Here is a 15,570-nt window from a genome sequence, read left to right on the forward strand (position 1 = left end):
CAGGAAGGCCGCCCGCGGCCGACCGTGAGCGAAGCGAGGCGAATTGACGTGCGACGAGAGGCTCGCGCGAGCATTCGACCTCACCACGCCTCGGCCTCGTCCCTCGGCCTCACGGTCGCTTCGCTCCCTGGCGAGCGGAATGCGAACGAAGGGCGGATCTCATGACGATCCAAGAGACTCCGAAGGCTGGCGAGGGAGTCGAGCTCATCACGCTGACGATCGACGATGTCGAGGTCAGCGTTCCCAAGGGCACGCTCGTGATCCGCGCCGCCGAGCTGGTCGGCACCGAGATTCCGCGCTTCTGCGACCACCCGCTGCTCGAGCCGGTCGGCGCGTGCCGCCAGTGCCTCGTCGACATCACGGATGCCGGCAACGGTCGCGGCTTCCCCAAGCCCCAGGCGTCCTGCACGATCGAGGTCGCGGCCGGCATGGTCGTCAAGACCCAGGTGACGTCCGAGATCGCCGAGAAGGCGCAGCGCGGCAACATGGAGTTCCTGCTCATCAACCACCCGCTCGACTGTCCGGTCTGCGACAAGGGTGGCGAGTGCCCGCTGCAGAACCAGGCGATGACGCATGGTCAGGGCGAGTCCCGGTTCACCGAGACCAAGCGCACCTTCCCCAAGCCGATCAAGGTGTCCGAGCAGGTGCTCCTCGACCGCGAGCGCTGCGTGCTGTGTGCCCGGTGCACGCGTTTCTCCGAGCAGATCGCCGGCGATCCGTTCATCGAGCTGCTGGAGCGCGGCCCTCAGCAGCAGGTCGGCATCTATGAAGAAGAGCCGTTCCACTCCTACTTCTCGGGCAACACGATCCAGATCTGCCCCGTCGGCGCGCTCACCAGCTCCGACTACCGGTTCCGTTCGCGACCGTTCGACCTGGTGTCGACGCCGTCGATCGCCGAGCACGACGCGTGCGGTTCCGCCATCCGCGTCGACCATCGTCGCGGCAAGGTCATGCGCCGGCTCGCCGGTGACGATCCCGAGGTCAACGAGGAGTGGATCACCGACAAGGACCGGTTCGCGTTCACCTCGGCGATGCAGGGCGATCGCATCACGACGCCGCTCGTACGGGGCGACAACGGCAAGCTCGAGCCCGCTTCGTGGCCCGCTGCCCTGGCGATCGCCGCACGCGGACTCGCCAAGGCTGCCGGCAAGGTCGGTGTGCTTCCGGGTGGTCGCCTGACCGCCGAAGACGCGTTCGCCTACAGCAAGTTCGCCCGTACGGTCCTCAAGACCAACGACATCGACTTCCGCGCCCGCGCGCACTCCGCCGAAGAAGCCGAGTTCCTCGCCTCGCACGTCGCTGCGACCTCGCTCGACGTGACGTTCGCGTCGCTGGAGAAGGCGTCGACCGTCGTGCTGGTCGGCTTCGAGCCCGAGGACGAGGCCGGCGCCGTGTTCCTGCGCCTGCGCAAGGCGTCACGCAACGGCGTCAAGGTCGTCGCGATCGCCAGCCACACGACGCGGGGCCTGACCAAGATGTCGGGTGAGCTGATCCGTACGATCCCCGGCCAGGAGCCCGCAGCGCTCGCCGAGCTCGACCTCGACAAGGACGCCGTGATCCTCGTCGGCGAACGTCTCGCATCCGTGCAGGGTGGCTTCAGCGCCGTGGCCGCACTCGCCGAGAAGTCGAAGGCACGCATTGCCTGGATCCCGCGCCGTGCGGGCGAGCGCGGTGCACTCGAGACCGGTTGCCTGCCGACGCTGCTGCCAGGTGGGCGTCCGCTCGACGTCGCCGAAGCGCGCGCCGACCTCGCCGCCGCCTGGGGCGTCAGGACGATCGCCGCCAAGAAGGGCCGCGACACGTCGGCCATCATCGAGGCCACCGCGGCGGGTGCGCTCAAAGCCTTGGTCATCGGCGGTGTCGAGATCGACGACCTGCCCGATGCCGCTGCCGCCCGCGCTGCACTCAAGGCTGCTGATTTCGTCGTCAGCCTCGAGGTCCGCGAGAGTGACGTCACCAAGGTCGCAGATGTCGTGCTGCCGATCGCGCCGATGGTCGAGAAGCCCGGCACGTTCGTCAACTGGGAGGGCCGCGTCCGTACGTTCGACGCCGTCATCACTGACCAGCACTCGCTGTCCGACGTCCGCGTCCTCGCAGGCATCGCCGAGGAGATGGGTACGCCGCTCGGCTTCCGTACGATCGCCGGCGCCCGTGAGGCCATGACCGAGCTGGGTCCGTGGGACGGCGCCCGTCCCGCTGCTCCTGATCGCAGCGCCGGGTCGAAGGCCCTGCCCAAGCGCAAGGTCGTGCTCGACACCTGGCGTCAGCTGATCGACGACGGTCGTGGCCAGGACGGCCAGGACCTCTACAAGGCCACGGCACGGCCGGCCGTGATTCGAGCGAGTGCCGTGACGCTGGGCGCGTTCGATGTCGACCCCGGCAAGAAGGCGACCATCTCGACCGACGCGGGCAAGGCCACGTTCATCGCCGAGGTGGCCGACCTCCCCGACGGTGTCGTCTGGGCTCCGGCCAACAGCGGCGTCAACCTCCGTGCCGCACTGGGTGCCGGCTTCGGAGACCACGTCGAGCTGAAAGGCGGTTCACGATGAGCGACTTGGCATCTTCGTTCGCCAGGGAGCGAAGCGACCGTGAGGCCGAGGGACGAGGCCGAGGCGTGGTGAGGTCGAATGCTTGCGTGAGTATCTCGTCATACGTTGGCTCGCCTCGCTTCGCTCACGGTCGGCCGCGGCCGGCCTCCCTGGCGAACGCATGCGGAGGGTCGAAATGAGCGAGCTCTTTGGCAATGAGGCGTTCTGGGTAGTGGCGCTCAAGGGCCTCATCGTCTTCGTCTTCCTGGTGGTCTACACGCTGTTCAACATCTGGTTCGAGCGCCGTGTCGTGGCCAGGATGCAGCACCGCATCGGCCCCAACGTGCACGGAAAGTTCGGACTGCTGCAGAGCCTCGCCGACGGTGTGAAGCTCGCGCTGAAGGAGGACCTCGTCGTCAAGGCGGCCGACAAGGTCGTCTACATCGCGGCGCCGATCATCGCCACGATCCCGGCGTTCATGGCGTGGTCGGTCATCCCGTTCGGGCCCGAGGTCAAGATCCCGTTCACCGACACCACGACTCCGCTGCAGCTCACGGACTTCCCGGTCGCCGTCCTCTACATCCTCGCCGTCACCTCGATCGGCATCTACGGGATCGTGCTCGCGGGCTGGGCCTCCGGTTCGATCTACGCCCTGCTTGGCGGCATGCGCTCGAGCGCGCAGATGATCTCGTACGAGGTCGCGATGGGTCTGGCGTTCGTACCGGTCTTCATCTACGCCGGATCGATGTCGACGTCCGAGATCGTCGCGGCACAGGCAGACACGTGGTACTTCCTGCCGCTGTTCCCGTCGTTCGTCATCTATGTCATCGCGATGGTCGGCGAGACCAACCGCGCACCGTTCGACCTCCCCGAGGCCGAGGGCGAGCTGGTCGGCGGCTTCCACACCGAGTACTCCTCGCTCAAGTTCGCGCTGTTCTTCCTCGCCGAGTACGTCAACATGGTCACGGTCTCGGCCCTCGCCACGACGCTGTTCCTCGGTGGCTGGCGCGCGCCCTTCGGACTCGCCCAGATCAACGATGGCTACTTCAACACCGGCTACTGGCCCGTGCTGTGGTTCTTCCTCAAGACGCTGGCGTTCATCTTCTTCTTCGTCTGGCTCCGTGGCACGCTGCCTCGCATGCGCTACGACCAGTTCATGGAATTCGGATGGAAACGTCTCATCCCCATCTCTCTGGTTTGGATCATCGCCGTCGGCTTCATCCGCAAGCTCGATCAGGAAGGCATGATCGATCGGCAGACGTTGATCTGGGTCGCCGTCGGTCTCGGTGTGATCCTCCTGCTGACGTCGTTCTGGCCGGCCAAGAAGGAGCCCGAACCCGACCCTGAACCGGAGCCCGAGTTCGACGCCTTCGCGGGCGGCTACCCCGTTCCACCGATGCCGGGACAGCAGACCAACAAGAAGGACGAACATGTCTGACGACAAGAAGGGCATCTTCGAAGAGGCGCGTGAGGTCCTCTGGGACCCGATCGCCGGCTTCGGCGTGACGTTCCGGACGATGTTCCGCAAACCCGTCACCGAGCAGTACCCGTTCGAGAAGATCCCGACCGCGCCCCGTTTCCACGGCCGCCACCAGCTCAACCGCTGGCCCGACGGTCTCGAGAAGTGCATCGGCTGCGAGCTGTGCGCCTGGGCCTGCCCCGCCGACGCGATCTACGTCGAGGGTGCCTCCAACGTCGAGGGCGGTCGCTACAGCCCCGGTGAGCGCTACGGCCGGGTCTACCAGATCAACTACCTCCGCTGCATCCTGTGCGGGCTCTGCATCGAGGCGTGCCCGACCCGCGCGCTGACGATGACCAACGAGTACGAGCTCGCCGACAACAACCGCGAGGACCTGATCTACGAGAAGAACGACCTGCTGGCACCGCTGCTGCCCGGCATGGTCGAGGCCCCTCACGAGATGATGATCAGCGACGACCACCACGACTACTACCGCGGCAAGCTGCTCCCGATCCACCCGGTAGACGCTTCGACAGGCTCAACGAACGGGGAGGCGGTGTGACCACGTTCTGGCTCCTCGCGCCGATCATGGTGATCGCCGCCCTCGGCCTGGTGTTCGCCAAGAAGGCCGTGCACGCCGCGCTCTGCCTGGCGATCGTGATGATCAGCCTCGCCGTGCTGTATGCCGCCCAGGGCGCGCCGTTCCTGTTCGTCGTGCAGATCATCGTCTACACCGGCGCCATCATGATGCTGTTCCTGTTCGTCCTGATGCTCGTCGGCGTGGAGTCGTCCGACGCGGTCAAGGAGACGATCAGGGGGCAGCGCCTCCTGGCCGCCGTCATCGGGCTGATCTTCGGCATCACCGCCGTCCTAGCGATCGGCCAGACGATCACGGGCACCGTGGTCGGCCTCAAGGGCGCGAACGCCGACGGCAACCCGTACGGACTGGCTGAGCTGCTGTTCGGCAAGTACGTCCTGGCGTTCGAGTTCACCAGCGCGCTGCTGATCACCGCCGCGCTGGGTGCCATGGTCCTCGCCCACAGCGAGCGCCTCACGCCGCGCCAGACGCAGGCCGACATCGCAGCCCGTCGCATGCGTGAGTACGCCGAGACCGGCCGCCACCCCGGACCACTGCCGGTCCCGGGCGTGTTCGCCCGCCACAACGCGGTCGACACCCCGGCGCTGCTGCCCGACGGCACCCCGCTCGAGTCGTCGATCTCCTCGAGCCTGAGGTCTCGCGGTCAGGTCGTCGAGGGAAACACCGACAACGTCGACGAGACCCTCGATCAGCTCGAGGAGGGCGACAAGTGAACGAATACATCACGCTGTCGCTGATCCTCTTCACGATCGGATCGGTCGGCGTCCTCGTACGCCGCAACGCGATCGTCGTCTTCATGTGCATCGAGCTGATGCTCAACGCGACCAATCTCGCGTTCGTGAGCTTCTCGCGCCAGCACGGCAACCTCGACGGGCAGGTGGCCGCGTTCTTCGTGATGGTCGTCGCCGCGGCCGAGGTCGTCGTCGGTCTGGCCATCATCGTGTCCATCTATCGCACGCGTCGCTCGGCCTCGGTCGACGAGGCGAGCCTGTTGAAGTCATAGGAGCGGGCACACGATGTTTGACCTTCAGTGGCTCCTGATTGCCATCCCGCTCGCGGGTGCGGCGATCCTGCTGACGTGGGGCAAGGAGGCCGACGGCTTCGGCCACCTGATCGGCACGCTCGCCTCGGCAGCGTCCTTCGTCATCGGCGTGATCCTGTTCGTCCAGCTGCTCGGCAAGCCCGAGGGCGACCGGTCCCACTCGACGACCTTGTTCACCTGGGTCGACGCAGGGCGGTTCCACGTCGACATGGCGTTCACGTACGACCAGCTGTCCGGGCTGTTCGTCCTGCTCATCACCGGCGTCGGCACACTGATCCACGTCTACTCGATCGGCTACATGGAGCACGACGAGCGGCGTCGCCGGTTCTTCGCCTACCTCAACCTGTTCATCGCCGCGATGCTCACGCTGGTGCTCGCCTCCGACTACCTCGTGATGTTCCTCGGCTGGGAGGGTGTCGGGCTGGCGTCCTACCTGCTGATCGGGTTCTGGCAGCACAAGGACTCCGCAGCGGCAGCCGCCAAGAAGGCGTTCGTCGTCAACCGCGTGGGTGACCTCGGCATGGCGCTCGCCATCATGTTGATGTTCGCGCAGTTCGGCACCACCGCGATCGAGTCGGTCAACACCGCGGTGCCCGGTGCCTCGCAATCCGTCGCCACGGCGCTGGGCCTGCTGCTCCTGCTCGGTGCGTGCGGCAAGTCCGCACAGGTGCCGCTGCAGAGCTGGCTGCTCGACGCGATGGAGGGTCCGACCCCGGTCTCGGCCCTGATACACGCGGCCACCATGGTCACCGCCGGCGTCTATCTCGTCGTGCGCTCCGCGGGCATCTTCGATGCGTCGGAAGCAGCGCGTACGGCCGTCATCGTCGTCGGACTCGTCACCCTTCTCGCCGGTGCCTGGATCGGTTGCACCAAGGACGACATCAAGAAGGCCCTCGCCGGCTCGACCATGAGCCAGATCGGCTACATGATGCTGGCCGCCGGCCTCGGCCCGGCCGGTTATGCGTTCGCGATCTTCCACCTCATCACCCACGGCTTCTTCAAGGCCAACATGTTCCTCGGTGCCGGCTCGGTGATGCACGGCATGAACGATGACGTCGACATGCGGCACTACGGCGCCCTGCGCAAGGCCATGCCGATCACGTTCGCCACCTTCGGGCTCGGCTACCTCGCGATCATCGGCTTCCCCGGCTTCTCCGGCTTCTTCTCCAAGGACAAGATCATCGAGACGGCGTTCGGCGAGAACTTCTGGGTCGGCCTGGGCGCGCTGCTGGGTGCCGGTGTCACGGCGTTCTACATGACGCGACTGATGATGATGACGTTCTTCGGCGACAAGCGGTGGAAGGACGACGTCCATCCGCACGAGTCGCCCAAGGTCATGACCTATCCGCTGATCGCGCTCGCGGCGCTGTCGCTCCTCGGTGGTTTGCTGCTCCTGAGCGACTGGATCGTCGAGTGGCTCGAACCCGTCGTCGGCCACGGGGAGCACCACGAGCTCAGCGTCCCGGCGTGGGCGATGACGCTCATCATCACGGCGGTCGCAGCGACGGGTGTGGCGCTCAGCTACCTCGTCTACCGTCGCCCGATCGCGGGCGAGACGCCGTCCGACAGCTCGGTGTCGATCTGGACCCGCGCCGGCCGTCACGAGCTGTACGGCAACGAGCTCAACGATGCCGTCGCCGTACGCCCGACCCGTCACCTCACCCGATTCCTGGTGTGGTTCGACCGCATGGGAGTCGACGGATTGGTTACTGGAATCGCCGACCGGCTCGGTGACACCTCGCAGTTCCTGCGCCAGCCGCAGACCGGCTACGTCCGTTCGTACGCGCTGATGATGTTCGGCGGCGCTGCCCTCGTACTCCTTGCTCTCCTGGCGGTGACCCTCGCATGATCCTGTCCGTACTCGCCGCCATCCCCCTCGTGGGAGCGATCGCGCTCGCACTGCTGCCCAAGACCTCGATCGGGTCGCAGCTCAATGCCAAGATCATCGCGCTGGCCGTCTCGCTCATCACCCTCGCGATGTCGCTGATCGCGCTCGCCCAGTACGACCTCGACGCGGGCGGCTACCAGCTGACCGAGAAGCACGAGTGGATCAAGGCGTTCGGCGCCTGGTACGCCGTGGGCGTCAACGGCATCGGCATCACGCTGATCCTGCTGACGACGATCCTCACGCCCATCGTGATCCTCGCCGCCTGGGACGACCGGCTGCCCGACCCCAAGAACACCAGCGCGTACTTCGCCTGGATGCTCGCGGTCGAAGGTCTCGCCCTCGGGGCGTTCATGGCCACCGATGCCTTCCTGTTCTACGTCTTCTTCGAGGCGACCCTGATCCCGTTGTACTTCCTGATCGGCACGTTCGGCGGCCCCAACCGGTCCTACGCCGCGGTGAAGTTCCTGATCTACAACCTCGTCGGCGGTCTGCTGATGCTGGCGTCGATCGTCGGCCTGTACGTCGTCACCTCGCGTGACGGCGGCGCGTCATATCTCCTCAGCGACCTGTCGAACCTCGACGTCAGCACCAACACCGAGCGGCTGCTGTTCCTCGGCTTCATGGCGGCGTTCGCGATCAAGGCACCGCTGTGGCCGCTGCACACCTGGCTGCCCGATGCCGCCGGCCAGGCGACCCCGGGCACGTCCGTGCTCATGGTCAGCGTCGTCGACAAGATCGGCACGTTCGGCATGATCGTGTGGGCCGTCGGACTGTTCCCCGAGGCGGCCGACTGGGCCAGCCCGGTCATCATGACGCTGGCAGTCATCAGCATCCTGTACGGCGCACTGCTCGCCGTGGGCCAGGACGACATCCGCCGCCTCATCGCGTTCACCTCGGTGTCGCACTTCGGCTTCATCATCCTGGGCATCTTCGCGTTCACCACGACCTCGATGGCGGGCTCGACGCTCTACATGTTCAACCACGGACTCTCGACGGCGGCGCTGTTCCTCGTCACCGGCTTCATGATCTCCCGTCGCGGCTCGGCCAGGATCTCTGACTTCGGCGGCGTCCAGAAGATCGCCCCGATCATGTCGGGCATCCTGCTGATCGCGGGTCTGTCGAGCCTCTCGCTGCCGGGCCTTGCGCCGTTCATCTCCGAGTTCATGGTGCTGGCCGGTACGTTCACCCGTTCGATCCCGCTCGCTGCGGTCGCGACGCTGGGCATCGTTCTCGCCGCGCTCTACATCCTCATCATGTATCAACGCACCATGACGGGGCCGCTGCGCGATGACAACCAGGGCGTGCGCGACCTGCACGGCCGCGAGATCGCTGCACTCGCGCCGGCCATCGTGCTGATCATCGGGCTCGGCTTCTTCCCGCAGCCCGTGCTCAACGTGATCAACCCGGCGATCGACGACGTCGCCAGCCACATCGGCAAGGGCGACCCCGAGCCGAAGTCACCCACCTCGATTGCACCTGACGCGGCGGAAGGAGGCCACTGATGTTCACCGCAGACCTGCCTCCGATCCAGTCGCCGAGCATCGAGTACTCGATGCTCGCGCCGCTGTTCATCATTGCCGGCGTCGCCGTGCTGGGTGTCGTCGTCGAGGCGGTGTGGCCGCGTACGTCCCGGTTTGCCGCGCAAGCCGGGCTCGCCGTCGTCGGCGTCATCGCCGCGTTGGTCGACACCGTGTGGGTCTATCAGCACCTTGACAAGGTCGACGACCCCAAGCTGGCCCGCGGCCTGATCGGCGCGGAGGGTGCGCTGTCGATCGACGGTCCGGGTGTCTACACGTGGGGCATCCTGCTGGTCTTCGCGCTGATGAGCATGCTGCTGTTTGCCGAGCGACGCCTCGAGGGCGGGCTCAGCGCGTTCACGGGCCGCGCCGCCGATGCACCCGGCTCCGCCGGTGAGGCCGAGGCGATCTCCAAGCGCATCGAGCACACCGAGGTGTTCCCGCTCGCGCTGTTCTCGCTGGTCGGGATGATGCTGTTCGCGACGTCCAACGACCTGCTGACGATGTTCGTCGCCCTCGAGGTGCTGTCGCTCCCGCTCTACCTGCTGTGCGGCATCGCCCGTCGACGCCGGCTGCTGAGCCAGGAGGCGGCGCTCAAGTACTTCCTGCTCGGCGCGTTCTCGTCGGTGTTCTTCCTCTACGGCATCGCGCTGACGTACGGCTACGCCGGCAGCTTCCGGCTCTCCGACATCGACGTCGCGGTGTCGACGCGTACCGGCGGCACCAACATGCTGCTCGCGGCGATCGCCCTGATGGCGGTGGGTCTGCTGTTCAAGATCGGCGCTGTGCCGTTCCACACCTGGACGCCCGACGTCTACCAGGGCGCCCCGACCCCGGTCACCGCGTTCATGGCGGCCGGCACCAAGGCGGCGGCGTTCCTCGCGATGCTCCGGGTCTTCTTCGTGGCCTTCGGCGGCTCGTCGTGGGACTGGCGGCCGACCATCATCGCGATCGCCGTCATCACGATGTTCCTCGGCGCCGTCGTGTCGATCTCGCAGACCGACGTCAAGCGCATGCTCGCCTACTCATCGATCGCGCACGCCGGCTTCCTGCTGGTCGGCCTGGTCGGTGTCTACGGCGGTGTCGCCGGCGAGGAGCGCATCACCTCGGTGTCGAGCATCCTGTTCTATCTCGCGGTCTACGGCGTGGCCTCGATCGGCGCATTCGCGGTGGTGACCCTCGTACGCGACTCCGGCGGCGAGACGACGCACCTGTCCCGGTGGGCGGGTCTCGGCAAGACCTCGCCGCTGCTTGCGGGCGCGTTCGCCTTGTTCATGCTGTCGTTCGCCGGCATCCCATTGACGGGTGGCTTCATCGGGAAGTGGAGCGTCTTCACGGCCGCCTGGTCGGGTGGAGTGTGGCCGCTGGTCGTGATCGGTGTGCTGGTGAGTGCGCTGGCGGCCTACTTCTACGTGCGCGTGATCGTCCTGATGTTCTTCACCGATCCGGTGGGGGATGGGCCGACGGTCGCCGTCCCGAGCGTGCTGACTACCGTAGTGATCGCCTTCGCCGTCGTGGCGACGGTCGGTCTGGGTATCCTTCCCGGACCGCTGCTCGATCTTGCGCAGCACGCCGGCGCCTTCGTGCGCTGACGGTTTCTGAGGAGTTCTCGCGTGTCCAGTCTGGGTGTCCCGTTCACCGACGACGCCCTCGAAGCGCGCGTACACGCCGGGATCGACGAGATCGAGCGCCAGCTCGCCCTCGCCGTCGACAGCCCTGACGCGTTCGTCGCCGAGGCGGCGGCGCACCTGCTCAACGCCGGAGGCAAGCGGTTTCGCCCGCTGCTGGTGATGCTGGCCGCTGAGTTCGGGGACCAGGCCCATCCCGACGTGCCGCGTTCTGCCGTGGTCGTCGAGCTCACGCACCTCGCGACGCTCTATCACGACGACGTGATGGACGAGGCGTCCATGCGTCGTGGTGCACCGAGCGCCAACTCGCGCTGGGGCAACTCGGTCGCGATCCTGGTCGGCGACTACCTCTTCGCCCAGGCGTCCGACCTGGTGTCGGACCTCGGACCCGAGTGCGTACGCATCCAGGCCCGTACGTTCTCGCGCCTCGTCCAGGGGCAGATCCGCGAGACCCTGGGTCCCGGTGAGGGCGACGACCCGCTGGCGCACTATCTCGCGGTGGTTGCCGACAAGACCGGATCGCTCATCGCCACAGCGGCCCACCTCGGCGCCAAGATGGCCGGCGCTCCCGCCGACGTGCAGGAGACGCTGACCGAGTTCGGCGAGCGCATCGGCGCCGCGTTCCAGCTCAGCGACGACATCATCGACATCGCCAGCGAGACCGGCGACTCGGGCAAGACGCCCGGCACGGATCTCCGCGAGGGCGTGCCCACGCTCCCGACGCTGCTTGCGCTGCGCTCGACCGATCCCGAGAGCGAGCGGTTGAGGGCTCTGCTGGCCAGGCCGCTCACCGACGACGGCGAGCTCGCCGAGGCGATCACGCTGTTGCGGGCGCACCCGTCGATGGACGAGGCGCGAGCCTACGTACGCGCCGAGACCGACACGGCGCAGGCGCTGCTCGCCAAGCTCCCGGGCGGCGCCGCCCGCGAGGCGCTCCAGGCACTCTGCACCACGGTCGCCACCCGCCTGGGCTAGCCCAACCCGCCCTCCGGCGAGTGGTGCGGATTCGGGAAACTGAGACGGCGCGTCGCGCAGATCTGCACCACTCGGGGGTGGATGTGCACCACTCGCGAGCTAGATCGGTGCCGGCTCGGTCTTGAGCGTGCGGCGCCGGCTGCGGAGCATGTCGGTCGAGAAGATCACCAGCGCCAGCCACACCAGGACGAAGCCGATCCATCGAGCGCCGGTCATGTCCTCGTCAAAGATCGTCAGGCCGAAGATGAACTGCAGCACCGGGCCGAGGTACTGCAACAGCCCGATCGTGGTCAGCGACAGCCGAGTGGCGGCCGCACCGAACAGCAGCAGCGGGATCGCCGTGACGACGCCGGTTCCCATCAGCAGCGCGACGTTGCCTGGCCCTTCGTGCCCGAAGGCGAGGTCGCCGCGGGCCTGGAGGGCGATGAGGAACGTGAGGGCGACGGGGAAAAGGATCAGGGTCTCCATGCCGAGTCCCTCGAAGGCGCCGAGATTGGCCTTCTTCTTGAGGAATCCGTATGCGGCGAACGTGCACGCAACCGCCAGGGCGATCCACGGCGGGCGGCCGTAGTCGACCGCGAGGACGACCACCGCGAGCGCACCGATGGCGACGGCGGCCCATTGCGCCGGGCGCAGCGTCTCCTTGAGCACGAACACGCCGAGCAGCACGGTCACCAGCGGGTTGATGAAGTAGCCGAGCGATGTCTCGATCACATGGTCGTTGGTGACGCCGTAGATGAACACGCCCCAGTTGACCGCGATCGTGATCGAGGCGAACGTGAGGATGACCATCATGCGGCGGTCGCGGGCGATCGCCACGAACCGGCTCCACCGACCCAGGATGGCGATCGCGATCAGTACGAACGCCATCGACCACACGAACCGGTGGGCCAGCACCTCCAGTGACCCGGCCGGGTCCAGCAGGGGCCAGTAGAGCGGGAAGAATCCCCAGCACAGATAAGCCGAAGCCCCGAGGATCACACCACTGCGGGACTCGTTCACGGCTCGAGCGTACGCCCGCTCCGACGCTGGTCAGGGCCGGCCATTTGAGGTTGTCCGGATCTCCGCCACATCTGGCAGAAGCGCAGGCTGTTGCTAAAGCACGAGGTGGGCAATCCATGTGCGAGCGAGCCATTCGGCGTACTTCTCGTCGCTCCAGCCTCGCTCGACGACCAGCTGGTGCCACAGGTGACCGTCGGTGGTCGCCCACATGATGTCGCGGCACTCCTCCTCGCTCACCCGGAGCTGTCCGGTCTCGGCGGCCTCGCGGGCCATCACCGAGAGGCCAGCAAGCCGCTGGCGCTCCATCTCCGTGGCCATCTTCGCGGCACTGGGCTCGCTGGCCGCGGCGCCCTGTACCGATCGCACGAACGGGGTCATTCGGCGCGCCGTCGCCGTGGACAACCGGGCGTGCAGCTCGAGTCGTCTCGCCAGATCGGGCTCGGCTCGGATTGCCATCACCTCTGGGCGTTCGTGGAAGACGACCTCCTCGTCGTCACCGCCGATCGTGACGTCCCACGTGCGGTGCAGCAGTGTTGCCTTGTTCCGGAACGTCGCATAGATCGTCTCCGGCGAGACGCCGGCTCGCTCGGCGACCTGGGCGATGGTCGTGCGGCCGTAGCCCTGACCGACGAACAGATCGTGGGCGGCGCGCAGGATCGCCCGTTGTGTCTGCTGTGCCTGGGCGCGCCGACCGGTGGAGTTGTATGACCTCTTGACAGGCTTCGTCATTGGATACACCATCTCTGTATTGGAAACAGTTCTACTGTATCGGAAGTGGTGAGCAACATGACGGCACAAGACTGGTCGCGCGTGTCGGGCGCTTGGGAGGCCCACACGGCGGGCATCGAGCAGACAAACGGAACGGCGACGGAGATGCTCCTGGAGCTGGCGGCGATCGAGCCGGGCGATCGAGTGCTCGAGCTCGGCGCCGGAACCGGACATCTCGCGGTCCACCTTGCGGAGCTGGTCGGAAGCAACGGTGCGCTCGTCGCGAGTGACATCTCGCCAGCGATGGTCGACCTGATCGAGCAGAAGCTGGACGGCCTGCGACAGGCCACGGCAGAGGTCATCGACGCCGCCGCAATCACCGGCCCGGCAGAGGCATACGACGTCGTGGTGTCCCGCATGGGACTCATGTTCGTCACCGAACCGCTGCGGGCATTTCAGGAGATCCGACGCGTCCTCCGGCCCGGCGGCCGACTTGCGGCCGCGGTCTGGGCTGCTCCCGGACGCAATCCGTGGATGACGGCGGTCGGGATGTCAGCGGTGATGAACGGTGTCCTTTCGGGCCCGCCACCCACCACACCGGGCGGGCCCTTCTCCCTCGGTGACCCGGAGCAGCTGGAGAAGCTGGCGCGCGACGCCGGATTTCCCGAGGTGCGCGTCGAGTCCGCGGAGTACACCCGCCACTACGACAGTGCCACGGAGCACTTCGACATGGTCAGGGTGCTGGCGCCGCCCATAGCCGCTGCGCTCGAGGCGGCCACGCCCGAGCAGGTCGAGGCTGTCCGCCGGAGCGCTGAGGAATTCGTGGCGCCCTACGAATCCAGCGCCGGTGGCTACGACCTGCCGGCCTGCGCTCTCGTGCTGCGAGCATCCTGACCGCCTAACCTCGTTGCATGACCGTCGACCAGCTCGCGGCTGCGAAGTTCGAGACCTACGGCACCTCTCATCTCGTGGTGCTCGGGATCTTCGCGCTCGGGCTCGTGGCGGTGATCCTGATCGGCTCGCGGGTGCGTGGCTCGTCTGCCGAGGTCGCGTTGCGTCGTACGTTCGCGGTGGCGGTCGTCGCGGTGGCGCTCCCGCTGCAGATCCTGCAGCTCGTGCCGAGCGAGTGGGACCTGCAGACCTCGCTGCCGCTGGCCCTGTGTGACTTCGCGTGGCTGTTCGCGGTGCACGCGCTGTGGACCCGCAGCTCCCTGAGCGCCGCGATCACGTATCTCTGGGGCATCACGCTCACCACGCAGGGCATCTTCACGCCGGATCTCGGCTCGGAGTTTCCAGAGCTCCGGTTCCTGATGTTCTGGGGGATGCACCTGCTGATCGTCTGGTCCGCCGTCCTGCTCGTGATCGGACTGCGCATCCTGCCGACCTGGCACGCCTATCGGATCACGTTGGTCATCACCGCGATCTGGGCGGCGGTGACATACGCCTTCAACGTCATCGCAGACACCAACTACGGCTACCTCAACCGGCTGCCCGAGAGCGCCTCGCTGCTCGACCTCCTGGGCCCCTGGCCGTTGTACGTGGTGCTGGAGGTCGTGATCATCGCCGTCGTCTGGGCCCTGCTGACCTGGCCCTGGACGCGGATTCGCGCTACCGCGACAGGGTGACCTCCTGTGTCGTGCCCTCGCTGACCACAGCCGTGGTCTTGGGGTCGTCGCGGCCGGCGAGCTTGATGGCGAGGTAGTAGGTGATCTCGTCCTCCACGGCGATCGTGGTGTGCGCCTCGCACGCCCCGTCGTCGAGCAGAGCTGCCCGCGCCGGGACGTCGGAGTCCGGTTGCACCTGCGTACCGTCGTTGCGTGCGATCTGGAGCATGGGTGCGGGCTCCTCGTCGATGACGCAGACCGAGCCCTCGGCCCGCCAGATGTCGAGCGGTGGCTCGTCCCGGATCGTCACCAGGAGCTGGTGCGTGCCGGAGGCGGCAGCAGTGTCGTCCCGCAGCTCCTGCATCGCGGCGAGCAGCTGCACGGCTTTGTTGAGGCGTTCGGGCTGGACCCACTCGCTCAGCGGCACCTGGGAGCGTACGGCCGGCGACGTCGAGGTGGGCGTGCCCGGTGAGTCGTCGACCAGCAGGCTCGGGACGACGATCGCGCCCATGACGAGCACGGCGGTCATCGCGGCGGCGTACACCCATCTCATGCGAGGTGATCGTACGCGTACGGCACCGCGGCCGTCCGGCCGAAAAGCCGCGGCGTTTGCGGTCAGGG

General features: G+C 67.0%; 14 protein-coding genes. 11 read left to right on the top strand and 3 right to left on the bottom strand.

Annotated features, from left to right (window positions below):
* The first annotated feature begins 161 nt into the window (after positions 1–161).
* The 9 genes from ABD683_RS10815 to ABD683_RS10855 all read left to right on the top strand — a co-directional run bounded on the left by ABD683_RS10815 (position 162) and on the right by ABD683_RS10855 (position 11,635).
* Positions 162–2,549, top strand: coding sequence for an NADH-quinone oxidoreductase subunit G (locus ABD683_RS10815; RefSeq protein ID WP_344769854.1), 2,388 nt, complete (start codon positions 162–164; stop codon positions 2,547–2,549).
* 175 nt (positions 2,550–2,724) lie between these two features.
* The gene (nuoH, locus tag ABD683_RS10820) at positions 2,725–3,966 is read left to right on the top strand and encodes an NADH-quinone oxidoreductase subunit NuoH (protein ID WP_344769856.1); all 1,242 of its coding nucleotides are present in this window, start codon (positions 2,725–2,727) and stop codon (positions 3,964–3,966) included.
* Entirely contained in the window at positions 3,959–4,549 is a 591-nt protein-coding gene (gene nuoI, locus ABD683_RS10825) for an NADH-quinone oxidoreductase subunit NuoI (protein WP_344769858.1), read from the top strand. Before nuoH ends, nuoI begins: the two co-directional genes overlap by 8 nt.
* 26 nt (positions 4,550–4,575) lie before the next feature.
* On the top strand, positions 4,576–5,298 hold the full coding sequence (locus ABD683_RS10830) for an NADH-quinone oxidoreductase subunit J (RefSeq protein WP_344771591.1): 723 nt from the start codon (positions 4,576–4,578) through the stop codon (positions 5,296–5,298).
* A complete protein-coding gene (gene nuoK / locus ABD683_RS10835) occupies positions 5,295–5,588 on the top strand; it encodes an NADH-quinone oxidoreductase subunit NuoK (RefSeq protein WP_309971982.1) in 294 nt (97 codons plus the stop codon). Before ABD683_RS10830 ends, nuoK begins: the two co-directional genes overlap by 4 nt.
* Positions 5,589–5,601: 13 nt before the next feature.
* Positions 5,602–7,476, top strand: a complete 1,875-nt coding sequence (gene nuoL, locus ABD683_RS10840) for an NADH-quinone oxidoreductase subunit L (protein WP_344769870.1) — start codon at positions 5,602–5,604, stop codon at positions 7,474–7,476.
* Positions 7,473–9,017, top strand: a complete 1,545-nt coding sequence (locus tag ABD683_RS10845) for an NADH-quinone oxidoreductase subunit M (protein ID WP_344769872.1) — start codon at positions 7,473–7,475, stop codon at positions 9,015–9,017. The genes nuoL and ABD683_RS10845 overlap by 4 nt, the downstream gene beginning before the upstream one ends.
* Positions 9,017–10,624, top strand: a complete 1,608-nt coding sequence (gene nuoN, locus ABD683_RS10850) for an NADH-quinone oxidoreductase subunit NuoN (RefSeq protein ID WP_344769874.1) — start codon at positions 9,017–9,019, stop codon at positions 10,622–10,624. The genes ABD683_RS10845 and nuoN overlap by 1 nt, the downstream gene beginning before the upstream one ends.
* Positions 10,625–10,645: 21 nt before the next feature.
* Positions 10,646–11,635: a polyprenyl synthetase family protein gene (locus ABD683_RS10855; RefSeq protein WP_344769876.1), complete on the top strand. Its 990-nt coding sequence runs from the start codon at positions 10,646–10,648 to the stop codon at positions 11,633–11,635.
* Between the two features lie 99 nt (positions 11,636–11,734).
* Here ABD683_RS10855 and rarD read toward each other — a convergent pair whose 3' ends face one another.
* Positions 11,735–12,637: an EamA family transporter RarD gene (rarD, locus tag ABD683_RS10860; RefSeq protein ID WP_344769878.1), complete on the bottom strand. Its 903-nt coding sequence runs from the start codon at positions 12,635–12,637 to the stop codon at positions 11,735–11,737.
* Between the two features lie 93 nt (positions 12,638–12,730).
* On the bottom strand, positions 12,731–13,366 hold the full coding sequence (locus ABD683_RS10865) for a TetR/AcrR family transcriptional regulator (protein WP_344769880.1): 636 nt from the start codon (positions 13,364–13,366) through the stop codon (positions 12,731–12,733).
* A 57-nt stretch (positions 13,367–13,423) separates the two neighbouring features.
* On the opposite strand from ABD683_RS10865, the gene ABD683_RS10870 reads away from it, so the two are divergent.
* On the top strand, positions 13,424–14,239 hold the full coding sequence (locus ABD683_RS10870) for a class I SAM-dependent methyltransferase (RefSeq protein ID WP_344769882.1): 816 nt from the start codon (positions 13,424–13,426) through the stop codon (positions 14,237–14,239).
* A 17-nt stretch (positions 14,240–14,256) separates the two neighbouring features.
* The gene (locus ABD683_RS10875; protein ID WP_344769884.1) at positions 14,257–14,970 is read left to right on the top strand and encodes a YwaF family protein; all 714 of its coding nucleotides are present in this window, start codon (positions 14,257–14,259) and stop codon (positions 14,968–14,970) included.
* On the opposite strand, the gene ABD683_RS10880 is transcribed toward ABD683_RS10875, so the two are convergent.
* The gene (locus ABD683_RS10880) at positions 14,954–15,502 is read right to left on the bottom strand and encodes a hypothetical protein (RefSeq protein ID WP_344769886.1); all 549 of its coding nucleotides are present in this window, start codon (positions 15,500–15,502) and stop codon (positions 14,954–14,956) included. The genes ABD683_RS10875 and ABD683_RS10880 overlap by 17 nt on opposite strands.
* Between the last annotated feature and the right edge of the window lie 68 nt (positions 15,503–15,570).

This window comes from Aeromicrobium panaciterrae, from assembly GCF_039537165.1.
In the GTDB taxonomy this organism is placed as follows: Bacteria; Actinomycetota; Actinomycetes; order Propionibacteriales; family Nocardioidaceae; genus Aeromicrobium; species Aeromicrobium panaciterrae.

What these genes read in the sequence shown, in the direction of transcription:
- ABD683_RS10815 (WP_344769854.1), top strand. Translation starts at nt 162, where the DNA reads ATGACGATCCAAGAGACTCCGAAGGCTGGCGAGGGAGTCGAGCTCATC.
- nuoH (WP_344769856.1), top strand. Translation starts at nt 2,725, where the DNA reads ATGAGCGAGCTCTTTGGCAATGAGGCGTTCTGGGTAGTGGCGCTCAAG.
- nuoI (WP_344769858.1), top strand. Translation starts at nt 3,959, where the DNA reads ATGTCTGACGACAAGAAGGGCATCTTCGAAGAGGCGCGTGAGGTCCTC.
- ABD683_RS10830 (WP_344771591.1), top strand. Translation starts at nt 4,576, where the DNA reads ATGGTGATCGCCGCCCTCGGCCTGGTGTTCGCCAAGAAGGCCGTGCAC.
- nuoL (WP_344769870.1), top strand. Translation starts at nt 5,602, where the DNA reads ATGTTTGACCTTCAGTGGCTCCTGATTGCCATCCCGCTCGCGGGTGCG.
- ABD683_RS10845 (WP_344769872.1), top strand. Translation starts at nt 7,473, where the DNA reads ATGATCCTGTCCGTACTCGCCGCCATCCCCCTCGTGGGAGCGATCGCG.
- nuoN (WP_344769874.1), top strand. Translation starts at nt 9,017, where the DNA reads ATGTTCACCGCAGACCTGCCTCCGATCCAGTCGCCGAGCATCGAGTAC.
- ABD683_RS10865 (WP_344769880.1), bottom strand. Translation starts at nt 13,366, where the DNA reads ATGACGAAGCCTGTCAAGAGGTCATACAACTCCACCGGTCGGCGCGCC.
- ABD683_RS10870 (WP_344769882.1), top strand. Translation starts at nt 13,424, where the DNA reads ATGACGGCACAAGACTGGTCGCGCGTGTCGGGCGCTTGGGAGGCCCAC.
- ABD683_RS10875 (WP_344769884.1), top strand. Translation starts at nt 14,257, where the DNA reads ATGACCGTCGACCAGCTCGCGGCTGCGAAGTTCGAGACCTACGGCACC.
- ABD683_RS10880 (WP_344769886.1), bottom strand. Translation starts at nt 15,502, where the DNA reads ATGAGATGGGTGTACGCCGCCGCGATGACCGCCGTGCTCGTCATGGGC.